Origin of the sequence: Pseudomonas triclosanedens (assembly GCF_026686735.1) — a bacterium.
Lineage (GTDB): Bacteria > Pseudomonadota > Gammaproteobacteria > Pseudomonadales > Pseudomonadaceae > Pseudomonas > Pseudomonas triclosanedens.
Genome location: NZ_CP113432.1, coordinates 1,236,381 through 1,253,217, shown reverse-complemented (window position 1 = coordinate 1,253,217; position 16,837 = coordinate 1,236,381). Strand labels below are relative to the sequence as shown.

At 60.9% G+C, this 16,837-nt stretch carries 18 protein-coding genes, 3 pseudogenes and 1 riboswitch; of the genes and pseudogenes, 7 read left to right on the top strand and 14 right to left on the bottom strand.

The genetic code is table 11. From position 1 onward, the window contains the following. Positions 1 to 6 precede the first annotated feature (6 nt). From OU419_RS05945 to OU419_RS05935, 3 genes and pseudogenes are all read left to right on the top strand, one after another. Positions 7 to 1,347: an aspartate aminotransferase family protein gene (locus OU419_RS05945; RefSeq protein WP_254470919.1), complete on the top strand. Its 1,341-nt coding sequence runs from the start codon at positions 7 to 9 to the stop codon at positions 1,345 to 1,347. 1 nt (position 1,348) lies between these two features. Beyond that, positions 1,349 to 1,600, top strand: a pseudogene (locus OU419_RS05940) (electron transfer flavoprotein subunit beta/FixA family protein); the annotation flags it as partial. After that, positions 1,583 to 1,737 (top strand): annotated as a pseudogene (locus OU419_RS05935) (electron transfer flavoprotein subunit alpha/FixB family protein); the annotation flags it as partial. The pseudogenes OU419_RS05940 and OU419_RS05935, both read left to right, overlap by 18 nt. A 924-nt stretch (positions 1,738 to 2,661) precedes the next feature. On the opposite strand, the gene OU419_RS28980 reads toward OU419_RS05935, so the two are convergent. From OU419_RS28980 to OU419_RS05905, 7 genes and pseudogenes are all read right to left on the bottom strand, one after another. After that, positions 2,662 to 2,784 carry a hypothetical protein gene (locus OU419_RS28980; protein WP_408004924.1) on the bottom strand — a complete coding sequence of 41 codons (123 nt, stop codon included), beginning with the start codon at positions 2,782 to 2,784 and terminating at the stop codon, positions 2,662 to 2,664. A 25-nt stretch (positions 2,785 to 2,809) separates the two neighbouring features. Next, positions 2,810 to 3,220, bottom strand: a pseudogene (locus OU419_RS05930) (nicotinate phosphoribosyltransferase); the annotation flags it as partial. Between the two features lie 131 nt (positions 3,221 to 3,351). After that, a complete protein-coding gene (locus OU419_RS05925; RefSeq protein WP_254470920.1) occupies positions 3,352 to 3,582 on the bottom strand; it encodes a hypothetical protein in 231 nt (76 codons plus the stop codon). Further along, complete coding sequence (locus tag OU419_RS05920) at positions 3,579 to 4,283, bottom strand: lipopolysaccharide kinase InaA family protein (RefSeq protein ID WP_254470921.1); 705 nt, start codon at positions 4,281 to 4,283, stop codon at positions 3,579 to 3,581. Before OU419_RS05920 ends, OU419_RS05925 begins: the two co-directional genes overlap by 4 nt. Positions 4,284 to 4,286: 3 nt before the next feature. After that, on the bottom strand, positions 4,287 to 4,958 hold the full coding sequence (locus OU419_RS05915) for a class I SAM-dependent methyltransferase (protein ID WP_254470923.1): 672 nt from the start codon (positions 4,956 to 4,958) through the stop codon (positions 4,287 to 4,289). 85 nt (positions 4,959 to 5,043) lie between these two features. Beyond that, entirely contained in the window at positions 5,044 to 6,318 is a 1,275-nt protein-coding gene (locus OU419_RS05910) for a sensor histidine kinase (protein WP_254470924.1), read from the bottom strand. After that, positions 6,308 to 6,991 carry a response regulator transcription factor gene (locus OU419_RS05905; RefSeq protein ID WP_254470926.1) on the bottom strand — a complete coding sequence of 228 codons (684 nt, stop codon included), beginning with the start codon at positions 6,989 to 6,991 and terminating at the stop codon, positions 6,308 to 6,310. Before OU419_RS05905 ends, OU419_RS05910 begins: the two co-directional genes overlap by 11 nt. Positions 6,992 to 7,178: 187 nt before the next feature. On the opposite strand from OU419_RS05905, the gene OU419_RS05900 reads away from it, so the two are divergent. Next, positions 7,179 to 7,928 (top strand): phosphatase PAP2 family protein, encoded by a 750-nt coding sequence (locus OU419_RS05900; RefSeq protein WP_254470927.1) that lies wholly within the window; start codon positions 7,179 to 7,181, stop codon positions 7,926 to 7,928. A 7-nt stretch (positions 7,929 to 7,935) separates the two neighbouring features. On the opposite strand, the gene OU419_RS05895 is transcribed toward OU419_RS05900, so the two are convergent. The 6 genes from OU419_RS05895 to OU419_RS05870 form a co-directional block, all read right to left on the bottom strand. Then, the gene (locus tag OU419_RS05895) at positions 7,936 to 8,256 is read right to left on the bottom strand and encodes a DUF190 domain-containing protein (protein WP_254470928.1); all 321 of its coding nucleotides are present in this window, start codon (positions 8,254 to 8,256) and stop codon (positions 7,936 to 7,938) included. A gap of 16 nt (positions 8,257 to 8,272) precedes the next feature. Beyond that, positions 8,273 to 8,656, bottom strand: coding sequence for a fluoride efflux transporter CrcB (gene crcB / locus OU419_RS05890; protein ID WP_254470930.1), 384 nt, complete (start codon positions 8,654 to 8,656; stop codon positions 8,273 to 8,275). A gap of 65 nt (positions 8,657 to 8,721) precedes the next feature. Then, positions 8,722 to 8,784, bottom strand: a riboswitch (Fluoride riboswitch). Positions 8,785 to 8,859: 75 nt separating this feature from the next. Next, positions 8,860 to 10,500, bottom strand: coding sequence for a chaperonin GroEL (groL, locus tag OU419_RS05885; protein WP_254470932.1), 1,641 nt, complete (start codon positions 10,498 to 10,500; stop codon positions 8,860 to 8,862). A gap of 48 nt (positions 10,501 to 10,548) precedes the next feature. Then, entirely contained in the window at positions 10,549 to 10,842 is a 294-nt protein-coding gene (locus OU419_RS05880; protein ID WP_009617968.1) for a co-chaperone GroES, read from the bottom strand. A 236-nt stretch (positions 10,843 to 11,078) separates the two neighbouring features. After that, complete coding sequence (locus OU419_RS05875) at positions 11,079 to 11,546, bottom strand: FxsA family protein (RefSeq protein ID WP_254470934.1); 468 nt, start codon at positions 11,544 to 11,546, stop codon at positions 11,079 to 11,081. A 77-nt stretch (positions 11,547 to 11,623) separates the two neighbouring features. Next, on the bottom strand, positions 11,624 to 12,361 hold the full coding sequence (locus OU419_RS05870; protein WP_254470936.1) for a HugZ family pyridoxamine 5'-phosphate oxidase: 738 nt from the start codon (positions 12,359 to 12,361) through the stop codon (positions 11,624 to 11,626). A 106-nt stretch (positions 12,362 to 12,467) separates the two neighbouring features. Between OU419_RS05870 and OU419_RS05865 the strand changes: the two genes are divergently transcribed. Beyond that, positions 12,468 to 13,226 carry an SDR family oxidoreductase gene (locus OU419_RS05865; protein ID WP_254470937.1) on the top strand — a complete coding sequence of 253 codons (759 nt, stop codon included), beginning with the start codon at positions 12,468 to 12,470 and terminating at the stop codon, positions 13,224 to 13,226. A 62-nt stretch (positions 13,227 to 13,288) separates the two neighbouring features. Here the strand turns inward: OU419_RS05865 and OU419_RS05860 are convergent, their stop codons facing one another. Next, a complete protein-coding gene (locus OU419_RS05860) occupies positions 13,289 to 14,290 on the bottom strand; it encodes a DUF481 domain-containing protein (protein WP_254470939.1) in 1,002 nt (333 codons plus the stop codon). Positions 14,291 to 14,576: 286 nt separating this feature from the next. Here OU419_RS05860 and OU419_RS05855 point away from each other — a divergent pair, with 286 nt between their 5' ends. Both OU419_RS05855 and OU419_RS05850 read left to right on the top strand, forming a co-directional pair. Continuing rightward, on the top strand, positions 14,577 to 14,951 hold the full coding sequence (locus OU419_RS05855; RefSeq protein WP_254470940.1) for an MGMT family protein: 375 nt from the start codon (positions 14,577 to 14,579) through the stop codon (positions 14,949 to 14,951). Positions 14,952 to 14,992: 41 nt separating this feature from the next. Beyond that, positions 14,993 to 16,798: an AmpG family muropeptide MFS transporter gene (locus OU419_RS05850; protein WP_254470941.1), complete on the top strand. Its 1,806-nt coding sequence runs from the start codon at positions 14,993 to 14,995 to the stop codon at positions 16,796 to 16,798. Positions 16,799 to 16,837 lie beyond the last annotated feature (39 nt).

Below are 16,837 nucleotides of genomic sequence, written 5' to 3'. Positions count from 1 at the left end.
CACCAGATGAGCTATCCCAACAGCGACTCCGCATCCGCCAAGCTCTATCAGCGCGCGCTCAATAGCCTTCCCGGGGGGAACACCCGAACTACGGTATTCATGAAGCCCTACCCCCTCTATGCGAGCAAGGGGGAAGGGTGCCACGTGTGGGATGTCGATGGTGATATTCGCATTGATTGCGTCAACAACTTCACGTCGAACATTCATGGGTACGCCAACCCCGAGATCAACCGGGTAGTTCAGGAACAGCTTGCCAGGGGAACCGCCTTTGGCATGCCGACCGTAGCAGAGATTGAACTGGCAGAGCTCATCTGCTCGCGGGTGTGCTCAATTGAGCGCGTTAGATTCACAAACTCTGGAACCGAGGCCGTGATGATGGCAATCAAAGCCGCACGCGCCTTCACGAAGCGCCCGAAGATCGCGAAGGTCGAAGGTTCCTACCACGGTTCGTACGATTACGCTGAGGTCAGCCTGGACTCTTCTCCCGGGAACTGGGGCGAGATGACGGCCCCCACGTCAGTCCCATATGCCGAGGGAACCCCAGAGGCGGTGTTGGCGGACGTCATTACTATTCCTTTTAATGACCCAGAGCGCTCGTTGCAGATCTTGAGTCAGCATGCGTCAGAGCTCGCTGGCATCTTGGTGGATCCTCTTCCTAACCGGGCAGGCCTGATTCCTGCGAGTCAGGCGTTCATCCAGGGGCTCGCGGATTTTTGTGAGAAGAACGGAAGCCTGTTGATCTTCGATGAGGTCATCAGCTTCCGCCTCGGCTACCACGGCGCCCAGGCAATCTGGAATGTGCAGCCTCACTTGACCGCCTTGGGAAAAATTATCGGCGGCGGCTTCCCAATAGGTGCTGTAGGCGGAAAGGAAGAGGTGATGGCTGTATTTGACCCTCGATGTGGAAAGCCCGCCCTCCCCCATGGCGGGACATTCTCTGCAAACCCCATATCAATGTGTGCTGGGATCGCTGCACTCAAGCAGCTTACTCCTGCTGTGTATGAACACCTTGCGGAAATGGGAGAGGCACTCCGCCTTGCCATCAACCACGCCTTCGCAGCACGTCATTTACCGGGGCGCGCAGTTGGCATGGGGTCGCTGATCAAGGTGCATTTCAGCGAAAGCGACGTCACCGACTACCGATCTGGTTATCAATCCCCAGAAGTTGCGAGACGCCTCAGCATTTTCGTGAAGGGGTTGCTGAACCGGGGAGTGGTAGCCGCTAGCTATGGACTACTGGTTCTCTCGACTCCAATGACGTTATCTGAAATTGATTCAATTGCCTCCGCAGTTGAAAGAGCATTGGACGATGTTGTCCTGAGCCTCAATAGCCAGTCAGGAACATGACATGAAAGCACTGGTGGCAATTAAACGCGTGCTAGATCCGAACATCAAAGCGAAGGTCAATATCGATTGCAGCGGCGTCGACCTGAGCAACGTCAAAATGGCTTTGAACCCCTTCTGCGAAATCGCCGTGGAAGAAGCCGTTCGCCTAAAAGAGAAGGGCGTTGCCACTGAGATCGTTGCAGTCTCCGTTGGCCCGAGCGCTGCCCAAGAGCAACTGCGTACCGCGCTCGCTCTGGGGGCCGATCGTGCCATCCAGCACCTGGCAGGCATGACTCCAAGGTCATCGTTGCAATCAACAAGGACGAAGAGGCGCCGATTTTCCAGGTCGCCGACTACGGCCTGGTCAGCGACCTATTTGAAGCGGTTCCTGCAATCGAGGGCGCTCTCTGAGGTAAACCAGTTTACGTAAGGGGCGATCGAAATCACCTTTCGAGCCTGTCGGCGCGTCCCCCTTACGTTTTTTAATCCGAACCAAGAGGCTGAGTATGAATAAAAATAAAAAGCTATCGGCATATCTAGATCTGTTCCCCTTCCTCCGTCAATTAGTTAAACACACGCAGCCTGCGTCCATTGAAAGACTCCAAAGCGTCATCCGACGGAGCTCCGATGCCCTCGATCTGGCATTCAGTATCAGGCTTGCAGAAGCCCCCTCCATGTGGCTGCTCATTCCGTCGGACGCTGACGATGACAGAGGAGTCAAGTGTCCGTCTTCGAAGGAAGCTTCGATTGAAGATCATGAGACAACCGCCCATTTAGATATGGCGTAGCCTTCCAGTTCGCTCATTGACATCCCGGCGTACACGCCATAAACGTTCACGAGCCCCTTCGGCATGACCGACTCGCCAGTTGCCACAACAGGCAAACTTGACGCACAGACGCCAAGGCTTGGAATATCCCTACGGTTTCTGACATGACTCCTCCTGAGCTCCCTCCAGGCAGGGCGGCTATGGAGAGGGGCCAGCATAGCAGGATCAAACGGTTATAGAGGCCATGTGCCATGCGAAGGTATGAGCGCAACCTCGTTTGGACTGCCTTTTATCAGAAGATGTAAGGAGCAATCGCTCTTACAAGGATGTGAAGAGTGTTTCCCAAGGAGCTGGGGTCTTTCCAATCCGAAGGTTTCCGAGCCGCGAAATAACTCGCGGCTGAGCAGCCTCATCACAGAGGGCCTCTCGCTCTAGGAGTCCTTGGCAGCCAACAGCCGATTGAGGCCATCGCAGTCGGTCATTACCAATAAGTGGCAGCTTCAAGCGAAGTTTTAGGACTTTCCGAAAAATCACGCCTAAAAAGAATCCAAAAAAAATTCGCTTAAATTCAAATTATTTGGCTATCCATGCACATTGATTGGACTCCACAAGGGTAACTATTGGCGAAGTACAGGTCGAAATCGGCGGGGACAGCATCCATTGTGATGCAGTCCGTCAGGGCAATCCCCAACTGGCCGCGATACTCACGCCCCCAGACGATTGCGCACCTCGCTGATGGTCGCCAGCAACGGCACCTCGAAGAGGATCACATGCAGCCAGGGACCCTTCAGGCGCAGGTAGAACTCGCCATTCTCGACGCCCATCTACACGTAGCAGGGGTTGAAGCGGAACAGGCCGAGGAAGCGGATGAAATCTGGCTTGAAAAACGGGATGCGCTCCAGGAAGGCCAGTTCCTGTGGTGCGAAGGAAAGCTCGGAAAGGTACTCGATCTGCTCGCGCACCGGGTCGAGATAGGCACGCAGGTCTTCATCGTTGCGGCAGCGGAATTCCCACTCCACCTCGGAGTTGGGATAGTTATGCAGCACCGCCTGCATCATGCTCAGCTTGTAGAAATCGGTGTCCAGCAGGTTCTGTACGATCCGCCGGGAAAATACGCTGTCGCTCATGCTCGTCTCGTTGCAGGTCATCGGGGCCAGCCATCCGTGCGCCTCGGCATGCGGACATGCGCCTGCCCGCAGTCTACCCCTTCGCCCACAAAAAACCCCGCCGGAGCGGGGTTCTCGTCAGATACGCGAAGTTAGCGCGATTGCGCTACGCCGCCCTGCGACAGACCGAACATGAACAGCAGCAGGTCCTGATCTGGGCGAACGACCTGCTTTTCACGCATGTTGGGCGGGATCGGACAGATATCCAGATCCGCCCGGCTCGAAATGACCGAGGGAGAAGGCTCATGCCAGGCTGCCGCAGCCAGGGTCGCCACCCCGAGTGCACCGAGCAGAAGCAAACTTCGCGTAACTTCTAATTTCATGTCTGCAACCCTTTGATGGCGCTGCCAAACGCCGCTTGGTAACCATAGACAAAAGCCTGCCATTGCGCCTCTGTCCACGACGAGCGGCGCTTCACCTGGCGAAGGTCGTGACGCGCAGCGCGCTTGGCGCTGAAGCGGCGGCGAGCCTTCTCCATATCGATCAGAGCCACGTCGATCTTGTCGCCGTCCACCCGCACGAAGACGTGCTTGAGATACAGGCAGCCATGCTGCCAATGGCCGGCGTTCAGCTTGGCAAGAGTAGTGCCGTATTGTTGCAGAATGCGCTGATGCAACTGCTCGCCCCAACGCTCGCGGTCGCCACGGGCGTAGCAGTCTTCGAGGCTGGAATATCCGTCGAGGGATTCGGTGACCAGCAGTGCCTGCCATTCACCCTCAACCTTGCGGCAGCCGGCATAAACCAGCGTCGGCACCTTCACACCCAGAGCTTCGGCGGCCTTCAGGGCATTGCGCTCGCGAATGGCTGTGGGATAACCGAAGGGGTGCAGCAGGTCGCGGTAGATGTGTCCCATCTGCTGCTTGCGGTAGAGCAGGCGTCCGTCAGAGGTCAGGACGCGCTGCACACCGCTTTCGCCGCCGCGCCGCCGATTGGGTTCCTCTACCCATTTGCCGGGAATCTGCAACCAGCGATCGATAGCGTTTTCACCGGAAATTTGCTGCAGAGATGCCAGATCAGCGGCCATTAATTATTCCTTACGCAGAATGTAGACCCGCCACATATGAACCAGCGGGACGAAATCGATGTGATCCTGAACCTTGAAACCCGCTTGGCGGAACTCCGCCTCGATAGTCTTGGACGGAATCACGAAACGGTTCTGGTAGGCGTGCTTCTTGCGAGTTGCTTCGGCGCGCTTGCGTTTCCAGGACTTGAAGTTGCCATCCACCCACATAGACAGGATTACACTGTCGCGGGTTACGCGGTGGAACTCGCGCAGCATGGTCAGTCGATCATCCGACTCGCCGATGTGGTGCATCAGGCGCATCGAGAAGATGCTGTCGACGGCGTTATCCGGCAGATCGATGGCAAACGCCGAAGTCTGCAAAGGTCGAACGCGTTTTACAACCTCTTCCGGCTGCCCGGCGCATGCGACCGCGATCATGTCCGGAGAATTGTCCGCACCGATGATCACTCGGTTTTCCTTTTCGGCCAGCATCGGCCAGAAGCGCCCGGCACCGCACGGCAGGTCGAGCACCAGATTGGGCTGACCAGCGAGCTTCAATGCCTGGCGGGCTATCTGGACATCGCGCCAGTGGGAAAGTTTCCGCGACAACCCGGCCTGGTGCTTACGCAGATAGCGCTCGGCATGCTTGCGGTCGTACTTGTTGGAAAACTCCAGGTCGACGGATTTTTCGCTCATCGGATGCTTACCTATTATCCTATTTTCAGGTCGAACGATATGAACCAGCCTGTCACAGCCGGGTCACGCACTTGTGAAGAATTCGTCAAACCACAGCTAGGCGAACTTCGAATCGACAGCCGTGTGGTTCAACCGGATGAAGGCTGACTTCCCAGCCCTCGGAGGCACAAATTCGCTTGACCAGCGACAGCCCGAGCCCAAGCCCCTCGCCACGCGGGTTCGCGCCGCGCACGAATGGTTGGAACATTCGTTCGCGCTGCTCTTCGGGGATTCCAGCTCCGGTATCCTCGACCCAGAATCCGGTCGGGGAAAGTTGTAAGTGGATGCTGCCGCTTTCGGTGTAGTGCATGGCATTGCGCAATAAATTGCTCATTACCGAGCGCAGGAATGGCGCATTGAATTGGCCGGGAGCGATGTTCTCGCCATCGAACTCCAGCCGCAGCCCCTTCGCCTCGATCGGCTCCCGCCACTGCGTCACCAGTTCGTCGGCTATCTGCCGCAGCCCCGCCTGCGGAACGATGCCCATGTCCTTGCGCTGCGCTCGCGCCAGCAACAGGAAGGTCTGCACCAGGTCACGCATCTCTTCACAAGCGCTGGCCATCCGCGCCAGTTGATTGCGCGCCCTTGGACTCAGGCCCGGTTCTTCGGCCAGCAGCTCGCAACTGGTAGCGATGATCATCAACGGCGTACGCAGCTCGTGGCTGACGTCACTGGTAAAGAGCTTTTCCCGGGTCAGCACGTCGTGCAGACGCCCCATCGCGTAGTCGAAGGCGGCAGCCAGTTCGCCGACTTCGTCGTTGGCGTAGTCCGGCGCCATCGGCGGCGCCAGCTCCAGCAACTGGTCACGGTGGCGCACTTGCCGGGCGAGACGGGCGACCGGTTCCATGACCTTGCGCGACAGCAGCCAACCAAGCAGCCCGGCCAGCGTCAGGCTGAGCACGTAGCCGGTGACCACCGCGGCGTAGAGAATCTGCTCGCGCGCCTCGAAGTCGCTCTGGTCCTGCAGCAGCACGAAGCGCCTGCCACCCTCGTCGCGTACCAGCGCATGGAAGGACAGTTCGCCGTCGAAAACTTCGTGGAAGCCATCGTCCAGCCGGCGCAACGCCGGCGGCATGGCGTACACACCGCTACCGTCGCTGATGAAGAAGCGCATGCCGGGATCCAGCTTCGGAAGCTGCCCCGTTCCCAGATCCTCCTTGAGGATTCGATCGAGTTCGCCGCCCAGGTCGCGGGAGATCAGCCGCTCCTCGACGACATGGACCACCCCGACGATCCCCACCGAAAATAGACCGCCGACCGCGGCGGTCATGAGTACGAAGGCAAAGACAATCCGTCGGGAAATGCTCTGCTTATACTCCATGCGTGTCCTCCGCCAGGCGGTAGCCGACGCCATGCACCGTGTGCAACAGGGCCACGGGGAACGGTTTGTCGATCACCTGGCGAAGCTGGTGAACGTGACTGCGCAGGCTGTCGCTGTCAGGGCAGTCGTCGCCCCATACGGCCTCTTCGAGCACGTCGCGGCGCACCACGTGCGGGCTCTTCTGCATCAGCACCGCCAGCAGCTTCAGTCCGATGGGGTTGAGCTTGAGCGGCTTGCCGCCGCGATTAACTTCAAGCGTATCGAGGTTGTAGCTCAGGTCGCCGACCTGCAGCTCCCGGCGGCCGCCACCCTGGCTGCGCCGCAGCACGGCCTCGATGCGCGCGGCCAGCTCGGACAGCGCGAAGGGCTTGAGCAGGTAGTCGTCCGCACCGGAGCGAAAACCCTGCAGGCGGTCGTCCAACTGGTCGCGGGCCGTGAGCATGATCACCGGAGTGTCCCGTCGGGCGTCCTCGCGCAGGCGGCGGCACAAGGTAAAGCCATCCAGACCAGGCAGCATGACGTCGAGCACGATCAGGTCATAGTGCGATGTGGCCGCCAGATGCAGCCCGGAAAGCCCGTCCTGCGCGCAATCCACCGTATACCCCTTGAGTCCGAGGTAGTCGGCCATATTCGCCAGAATGTCCCGATTATCTTCAACCAACAAAATGCGCATGTGCTCTCCTCCGAAGTGCACCCTAGCCTATATCCCTTAAATGGAACTTAAGCGGCTTTGACAAAAATTTCACACTCGATTGACAGTGCAGCGACATTGGCGAAGGGAGCATGTCGGTCGCCTCGCGCTCGCGAGACTTCATCCACCGGCTGGATGCCGTGGCCCGCAGTAGCTTCCTGGAGCCGTCATGGCCGCCCCGATCACCTTGCCCCGCTCTCGCCCACTGAATTTCTGGCTGGTACTGGCGCTACCACTGGCCGCCGCCGCCGCGCTGCTGATGTTCGAGCCGGTGACCCTCGATCTAACCCTCGCCCAGTGGATGTATCGTCCTGGGGAAGGATTCATCGGCCGCCACAGCTGGTTCCTTGAAGACATCCTGCATGACCGCGCCAAGCAGTTGGTCATCCTGCTCAGCGTGAGCGCGCTGGTGGCCTGGGTGATCGGCCTGTTCTACGCGCCGCTGCGGCCGTATTGCCGAACGCTGGGCTACGTGGTCCTGTCGATGGGGATCGCGGCGAGCATCGTCACCCCGCTGAAGGCGCTCACCGCCGTGCAATGCCCGTGGGACCTGGCGCAATTCGGCGGCAAGGAAGTCTACAGCTCGCTGCTGACCCCGCGCCCGCCGACCACGCACCCTGGCCGCTGCTGGCCGGGCGGACACGCATCCTCCGGCTTCGTGCTGTTCGCGCTGTACTTCGCACTGCGCGACCGCAAGCCGCGCCTGGCACGCTATGCGTTCTGGTTCGCCTTCGGCCTGGGCAGCCTGTTCTCTATCTCGCGCATGATGCAGGGCGCCCACTTCCTGTCGCACAACATCTGGACCGCACTGTTCGACTGGATGATCTGCCTGGGCTTCTATGCGCTGTTGCTGTATCGCCCGGCACCACGAACGGCCACGGAACAATCCGCCGAGCTGGACGCGGCGCAAAGCAGCTGACAGCCGATCACTCCTCTTCGCCGAAGACGCCGAACTCGATTGGCGTCTTCACGTAGAACAGTCTGACGCCAGCCTGGCGGATCGACTCGAAAATCCGTTCTGACTCCTCGGCACTGACCGCCATCGTGACCTCCTGCGGCTGGTCGGCCAGTTCGAAGAAATGCGCGTAGTGAATACGCCCGGCCTTTCCGAAACCTTCGCTGGCGGTCATCAGGGTGGCACCGCGTACGCCTTGCCGGCGCGCTTCCTCCAGCAGCCATTGGGCCAGTGGCAGCCCGGCGTACTTGCGATCCTGCTGGGTGAAGAACTTCAACTGGAAGCCATTCATCTCTACCTCCCCGCCTCTATCTGGCCATCAGCCAATGGACCGATAACAGACCCAGCATGGTCATCAGCAGCGACCCGAGCAGGTGCGTGGCGACGGTGCCCAGAGCCCATGCCACGCGGCCCTGCTGAAGCAGCACCACCACTTCGGCGGAAAAGGTCGAGAAGGTGGTAAGGCCGCCGCAGAAGCCGGTGATGATCAGTAACCGCCATTCTGGCGCGAGGCCGGGACTGTTGGCGAAGAAAGCGATGGCCGCACCGATGATGTATCCGCCCACCAGGTTGGCGACCAGGGTGCCCGGCGGCATCGACGGCAACAGGCTATTGAGCTTGAGTCCGAGCGCCCAGCGCAGCAGCGCGCCGAGGGCGGCGCCCACGGATACGGCAAGAATGGGTTTCCACATGATCCTGTCCTGAGGGATGGGTTACTGGACAGGCTGCAGACGAGCGCCTACGCGCCTTTCCAGGTCAATGCGTAGGCATCATCAGCCACGAGGGCGGTTGAAGGAGGAATGCCATCTCCTGCCGCGAATACTGGCACAACACTCGGACATGAAAAAGCCCCGCCTAGGCGGGGCTCTTCCTTACAGCAGGGGTGCCGGGTGGCTTACATCATGCCGCCCATGCCGCCCATGCCGCCCATGTCCGGCATGGCCGGAGCGGCTTTATCGTCGATCACTTCGGCAACCATCGCCTCGGTGGTGACCATCAGGCCGCCGATGGAAGCAGCAGCTTGCAGAGCCGAACGGGTGACTTTGGCCGGATCGAGGATACCCATCTCGATCATGTCGCCGTACACGCCGGTAGCAGCGTTGTAGCCGAAGTTGCCCGAACCTTGCTTGACCTTGTCGACCACTACGCTCGGCTCGTCGCCGGAGTTGGCAACGATCTGGCGCAGCGGAGCCTCGACAGCGCGACGCAGCAGGGCGATACCGACGTTCTGGTCTTCGTTGTCGCCTTTCAGACCTTCGATAGCCTGCAGGGCGCGAACCAGGGCGACGCCGCCGCCAGGAACCACGCCCTCTTCCACAGCAGCGCGGGTAGCGTGCAGGGCGTCTTCAACGCGGGCTTTCTTCTCTTTCATCTCGACTTCGGTGGCAGCGCCAACCTTGATCACGGCAACACCGCCAGCCAGCTTGGCCAGACGCTCTTGCAGCTTCTCACGGTCGTAGTCGGAGGAAGTCTCTTCGACCTGCTTGCGGATCTGCAGGACGCGAGCTTCGATGTCGGCTTGAGCGCCAGCACCGTCGATGATGGTGGTGTTTTCCTTGCTCAGGACTACGCGCTTGGCGTTACCCAGGTGCTCCAGGGTGGCGCCTTCCAGGCTCAGACCGACTTCTTCGGAGATGACGGTACCGCCGGTCAGGATGGCGATGTCCTGCAGCATGGCCTTGCGGCGATCACCGAAGCCCGGGGCCTTGACGGCAGCGACTTTCACGATGCCGCGCATGTTGTTGACGACCAGAGTAGCCAGGGCTTCGCCTTCGACGTCTTCAGCCACGATCAGCAGCGGGCGGCCGGCCTTGGCGACAGCTTCCAGCACCGGCAGCATTTCGCGGATGTTGGAGATCTTCTTGTCGACCAGCAGCAGCAGCGGGCTGTCGAGCTCGGCGACCATGGTGTCCGGCTTGTTGATGAAGTAGGGAGACAGATAGCCACGGTCGAACTGCATGCCTTCTACGACGGACAGTTCGTTTTCCAGGCCCGAGCCTTCTTCAACGGTGATCACGCCTTCCTTGCCGACTTTTTCCATCGCTTCGGCAATGATGTTGCCGATGGACTCATCGGAGTTGGCGGAGATGGTGCCAACCTGGGCGATGGCCTTGGTGTCGGCGCACGGCTTGGCCAGGTCCTTCAGTTGGGCAACGATGGCAACGGTGGCCTTGTCGATGCCGCGCTTGAGGTCCATCGGGTTCATGCCGGCAGCGACGGCCTTCAGGCCTTCGTTGACGATGGCCTGAGCCAGGACGGTAGCGGTGGTGGTGCCGTCACCGGCAGCGTCGTTGGCCTTGGAGGCAACGTCTTTCACCAGTTGGGCGCCCATGTTCTCGAACTTGTCTTTGAGTTCGATTTCCTTGGCGACGGAAACGCCGTCCTTGGTGATGGTCGGAGCACCGAAGCTCTTGTCCAGGATGACGTTACGGCCTTTCGGGCCCAGGGTCGCTTTGACCGCGTCGGCCAGGACGTTTACGCCGACCAGCATTTTCTTGCGAGCGGAATCGCCGAACTTAACTTCTTTAGCAGCCATGTTCTGTTTCCTCTAAATCGAATTCAGTGGGTTGGATAGGACGCGGAATCAGTCTTCCAGGACGGCGAGGATCTCGGACTCGCCCATCACCAGCAGCTCTTCACCGTCGACCTTGATGGCGTTGCTGCCCGAATACGGGCCGAAGACCACCTTGTCACCCACTTTCACTGCCAGAGCGCGAACTTCTCCGTTGTCGAGCACGCGACCAGCGCCGACGGCAACCACTTCACCGCGGTTCGGCTTCTCGGCGGCGGAACCCGGCAGCACGATGCCGCCTGCGGTCTTGGTCTCTTCCTCGCTGCGACGGATAACGACGCGATCATGCAGAGGACGAAGCTTCATAGTCGTAACTCTCCCAAACAGTGATTTCCAACGACCGGATCGATGTCCGGCAGGTTTTGTTAAATCCGGCGGTGCCGGTTTGCGACCCGACGGGCGAGTCGCGAAAAGAGCAGCCTGTCTGACCGACAGGGACCTTGCGGTGACCGGTACATAAGGTCACCAGAAGGCATTTCAAGTGTGTGAAGGAAAAATATTTCACCACGAAGGGAGCAGCGGGCAGGAAAACCCGCCCGTACTCAACGCAGACGGTCCTGGTTTTCCTCGCGACGCTGGTACTCGCCTTCAATCACATTGGGACCGCCGCGATGCTGGGCAGCCGGGTCGTCGGCGAAAGCACGGCGGCGCTCGGCCTGCTCCTGCATGCGCTGGCGCACACGACCGAGCATCAGCCGGCGAGTGAAGGGAATCAGGCAGAGAATGCCGAACACATCGCTAATGAAGCCCGGCAGCATCAGCAGGCCGCCACCGAGGGCTATGACCAGTCCTTCGAGCATTTCCTGCTCGGGAAGCTCGCCGCGGTTCAGGCGCTCGCGGGCACGAAGTGCAGTGGCTACGCCCGCCACACGCAGCACCGCCGCACCGATGAAGGCGCCGGCGATGATCAGCAGAAGGGTCCACCCCACACCGATCACGCTGCCGACCTTGATCATCACGGCCAGCTCGATCAGCGGGAACAGAAGAATCAGAAACAGGGGAACTCGCATCGATGAATCCTTGGCGGGGCGTTTGCCCGGGTAGCAAGTTAGGTGGCGACGCCCCGCCGTGTTTTCAAGTCCGACAATCAAGCCTGGATGACTTCGTTACCCGGCCAGACGTCGGCACGGGCGAGCTGCACCAGAGCCTGGCGAACCGCGCCAGGATTGCCGCACGGCGCTGGAAACGGCAGCCAGTGGAGGCTCTGGCCGATGCGCAGATGGAAACCTTCAGTATCAATTCCCGCCAGCTCCACAGCCACGCCAGTCGGCAGCCCGGCCAGCTCGACATAATGCGCCACCGCATCGGCATGATCGCTGTTCATGTGCTCCACCATGCTCTTCTCCGCCTCGCCGACAAATGGGTTTGCCAGCGGCACGCTGTCGGCACCCAGCCAGTGGATGTCGCCGAAGCCGCCGATAAAGCGCCACTGCACCGGCTGCAGCACCCAGAAGTCGAAGTCGTGGACGATGTGGTAGTCCTGAGAACCGGGAAAGTATCGGTAATACCGTTCGGCAGCGCCGGCGATGGCGTCGATGTCCTCGATCTGCCGCGCCTCTGCCAGTAACGTCAGCCGCCCCGCGGCCTGGATGTCATCGGCGCCGCGCTCGCCGATCAGCAGCGAGCACTTGGGGTCTTGCAGCAGGTTGTGGGTGTGCTGGGCAATCCGGCTGATCAGGACCAGCGGCCGGCCGGCCTCGTCCAGGCAGTAGGGCACTACCGAGCCGAAGGGGAATCCCGGCCACTTCTTCGAGTGGGTCGATAGGACACCGCGGTATTCCTTGAGCAGCAATTCTCGGGCATGCTTGGCAGCTTTCACGCTCAACTTATGACTCCTCGCAAAGAATCCGTCGTAAACGGACGGGCAGGATGACTCTGTTCACAGCTGCCGGCGGGGCCTTTCACCAGAAACTGTTCGTGGGGTTGTTCCGATGCAATTGAAAGACAAGGTCATCATCATCACCGGCGGCTGCCAGGGCCTGGGCCGTGCAATGGGCGAGTACCTCGCCGGCAAGGGCGCCCGCGTCGCGCTGGTTGACCTCAACGCCGAAAAACTGGACGAAGCCGTGGCCGCCTGCAAGGCCGCCGGCGGTGACGCCCGCGCCTATCTGTGCAACGTCGCCAATGAAGAACAGGTTACCCACATGGTGGCCCAGGTCGCCAGCGACTTCGGCGCTATCAACGGCCTGGTCAACAACGCCGGCATCCTGCGCGACGGTCTGACCATCAAGGTCAAGGACGGCGAAATGAGCAAGATGAGCCTGGCCCAGTGGCAGGCTGTCATCGACGTCAACCTGACCGGCGTGTTCCTCTGCACCCGCGAAGTGGCGGCGAAGATGATCGAGCTGAAGAACGAAGGCGCGATCATCAACATTTCCTCGATTTCCCGTGCCGGCAACATGGGCCAGGCCAACTATTCCGCGGCCAAGGCCGGCGTCGCCGCCGACACCGTGGTGTGGGCGAAGGAACTGGCGCGCTACGGCATCCGCGTGGCGGGCGTGGCTCCCGGCTTCATCGAGACCGACATGGTCGCCAGCATGAAGCCCGAGGCTCTGGAGAAGATGACCGCCGGCATTCCGCTCAAGCGCCTGGGCAAGCCCCTGGAAATCGCTCACTCGGTGGCCTACATCCTGGAAAACGACTACTACACCGGTCGTGTGCTGGAGCTCGACGGCGGCCTGCGTCTGTAAGCACCGCCCCTATGAAAAGCCCCGCGATCGCGGGGCTTTTTCGTTTTCACCGGAGTGCAAAGCTACCAGCCGACACCCAGGCCGAGCGTGTAGCGACGCTCGTTGACGTCGCCATCGTGGCCACTGAGCTTGTCCCATTCCGCCTTGAGGCTCAGGGAAGCCCAGGATGTCAGCTTGTAGCGCACGCCCGCCTCGCTCTCCAGCTCGTAATCGACATTGGATTCCAGCGGCTTGCTGATCTCCCCGTTGGTGAACAGTTCGAACTGCTTGGCCAGCAGATAGCGGTTGTAGTCCCACTTCACGCTGCTGGAATAGAAGTGATCCTTCTCGTCGTCGACGAACTCGTAGTCGTTGCGGTTGACCAGCGCAGCCAGGGAGAACGCGCCGAGTTCGTTGTCCCAGAACTGATAGCCCGGGCCGGTGCCGACGGTACGTTTCTTCGCCAGGTCCTCGATCCAGTCGCGCTTGTACTGCGCCTGCCCCTGCCAGAACCAGTGCTCGTCGAGGAATCGGTCCAGGGCGTACTGCGCCGAATAGTTGTTGGTGCTGACCTGGTCGTTCTTCTTCTCGCGGTTGTACTCACCCTGCAGGTTATGCCGCCAGCGGCCATGACGCGCATTGGTCTTGAAGTCGATGTCATAGTCCTCGACATCGTTCTCGGCCTGCTTGTGATCCAGCGAGAAGTCGACGTTGCCGGTCCATACCCAATCCTCGAGGACTGGCTTGGGCGGCATCATCTGTTCGATGCTGGCCATGTCCACCGTACGCGGGGATCCGTTGACCAGCGTGACCTTGCCCTGCTCCGCCGCCTTGATGCCCTTGGAGTGCTCGCCTTTCTCTTCGTCGTACTTCACCAGCAGATTCTGGTCGGTCTCGAGGGTAGCGATCTTGTCCCACTTGAGACTGATCTCTCCGCCATAGTCGGTGCTCAGCAGCAGCCTGCCACCGTCGTACAGCTTGATGGTGCCAGTAAGGCGGTCGCCATTCTTCAACCAGACGGTATCGGCGACGGCAGACAGAGAACAACTTGCAAGGACGGTACACAGCAGGGTTCTGGACAACATGAGTCTGGTTCAACTGGCTCAGTGGGCAAAAAAGCCGGGCATTATCCAGATACCCGACACTAGAGCAACGACTGACCGGCCCATCTGCAGGGAGTTCATGTTCCCTGACAAAAGGGACGCCGCCCAACTCGCGCAATGCTCCCCCGCCGCGGCGCGGAATGGAGCCTGCGCCAGGTGTTGAACGTCGCTCCGAAACACCAGTCACAGCACTTGCTGGGTCGGGCAACGGTTTGCCCGCCTCCGACATCCCGATATGCTGCTCGGTAAGCCGAAACCGTGATTTCCCATGCCCAAGCGCAAGCCTGCTTCCCCCGCTCCCGCCGCCGACCTCGGACTGGAAAGTCTGCAGGTGCGCCGCGAAGCGATTTTCCTGGTACTCGCCCAGGTACCCGAAGGGTTCGTCGTCAGCTACGGCCAACTGGCCCGCCTGGCCGGCCTGGGCCGCGCCGCTCGCCTGGTTGGACGTATTCTCGGACAATTGCCGGAAGATACCCGCCTGCCCTGGCACCGCGTCATCGCCGCCGGCGGGCGCATCAGCCTGCCGCTGGGCAGCCCCTCCGGGAACGAGCAGCGAGCACGTTTGCGCGCAGAAGGAGTCCGGATCCATAACGATCGGGTGGACATACATCGGCACGGCTGGCCTAGCGGCGAGCAGAGCTAGTAGAGTTCGCGTAATTTTCTACCTGCTGGAACACAACCCCCATGAAAGAGCATTCCTGGCGAGAGGCATGGATTGCCTACAAGTCTCCCGCCAGCCTCGCGCTTTTGCTGCTGGGATTCGCCGCCGGCCTGCCATACATGCTGGTGCTGTCCACCCTTTCGGTGTGGCTGCGGGAAGCGGGCGTGGCACGGGAAACCATCGGTTTCGCCAGTTGGATCGGGCTCGTCTACGCCTTCAAGTGGGTCTGGTCGCCCATGCTCGACCAATGGCGCCTGCCGATCATCGGCCGGCTCGGCCGACGCCGCTCCTGGCTGGTGTTTTCCCAGGGCCTGATCGCCCTCGGGCTGCTCGGCATGGCCCTGTGCAACCCGCAGGCGCACCTGAACTGGCTGATTGCCCTGGCGATGGTCGTGGCGTTCGCCTCCGCCACCCAGGACATCGCCATCGACGCGTACCGCCTGGAAATCGCCGAGAACACCCGCCAGGCCGCCCTCGCCGCCTGCTACATGACCGGCTATCGGGTCGCCGTGCTGATGGCCACCGCCGGCGCGCTGTTCCTCGCCGAATGGGGCGGCTCATCCGCCCTGAACTACAGCCAGGCAGCCTGGGGCATGACCTACGCGGTGTGCGCCCTGCTGATCCTGCCCGGCCTGATCACCACCCTGCTGATGCGCGAACCGCCAGTGAACGTGCAGCCGCAGGCCGGCAGCTCGGCATTCGCCTTCAACCACCAGTTGCTCTCGGTGCTGCAACTGCTGGTACTGCTGATCTCCGTTCCGGCGATGCTGACCGCCCTGACCAACCAGGCCTGGCCGCGCGCCGCGCTCTACGCCATCTTCATCGGCATCTGCATGACGCCTCATGGCCGCCGACAGATCCGGCCGGTGCGCGAGTTGCTGTCGAAGGTCCGTCGCCCGCTGCTGCTCGCCGTACACGGCAAAGGGCTGCCGCAGTTCGACTTCGTCCACCAGGCTGTGTCGGTGATGGTCCTGATCATCCTGCTGGTGACCGGGACTGCGTTCTTCAACATGGTCAGCGTCGGCAAGTGGTGGCTGGCCTCGCTGTACATGCTGATCGCCCTGAGCTGCATCTCGGCGCCGGGCCGCCTGCTGATGGCGCCGGTGCTCACGCCGATCACCGAGTTCGTCCGCCGCTACCGCTGGCAGGCGCTGCTGCTGCTCGGGCTGATATCCACCTATCGGATGTCGGACACCGTGATGGGCACGATGGCCAGCGTGTTCTACATCGACATGGGCTTTTCCAAGGACACCATCGCCACCGTCAGCAAGCTGTTCGGCGTGATCATGACACTCGTCGGCGCGGCTGCCGGCGGCGTGCTCATCGCTCGCTTCAGCATCCTGCCCATCCTCTTCATCGGCGGCGCAGCGTCGGCGGCAACCAACATTCTGTTCGCCATGCTGGCGCAGATGGGCGCTATCGAAGACCCGCACCTGATCAGCCAGAATGTGTTCGCCCTGCTCAGGATTCTCGAACCGCACGTCACCATGCTGGTGCTGACCATCATGCTCGACAACTTCAGCGGCGGCCTCGCCACCTCGGCGTTCGTCGCCTATCTGTCGAGCCTGACCAACCTGAAATTCTCCGCGACCCAGTACGCGATGCTCAGCTCCACCATGCTGCTGCTGCCGCGCTTCATCGGCGGCTACTCGGGGGCGATGGTCGAAGGCATGGGCTACGAGCGGTTCTTCTTCTTCACCGCCGTTCTGGGGCTGCCGACCCTGGTGCTGATCGGCTGGCTATGGTTGCGCAACCGCGGCGACATGACCAATGGAGCGCCCCAGGAACAACCCGACGCACAGGCCCACGCCAGCGCGGAGCGTCAATGACGCCCATGAAAAAGGCCGGCGATTGCCGGCCTTTTTCAT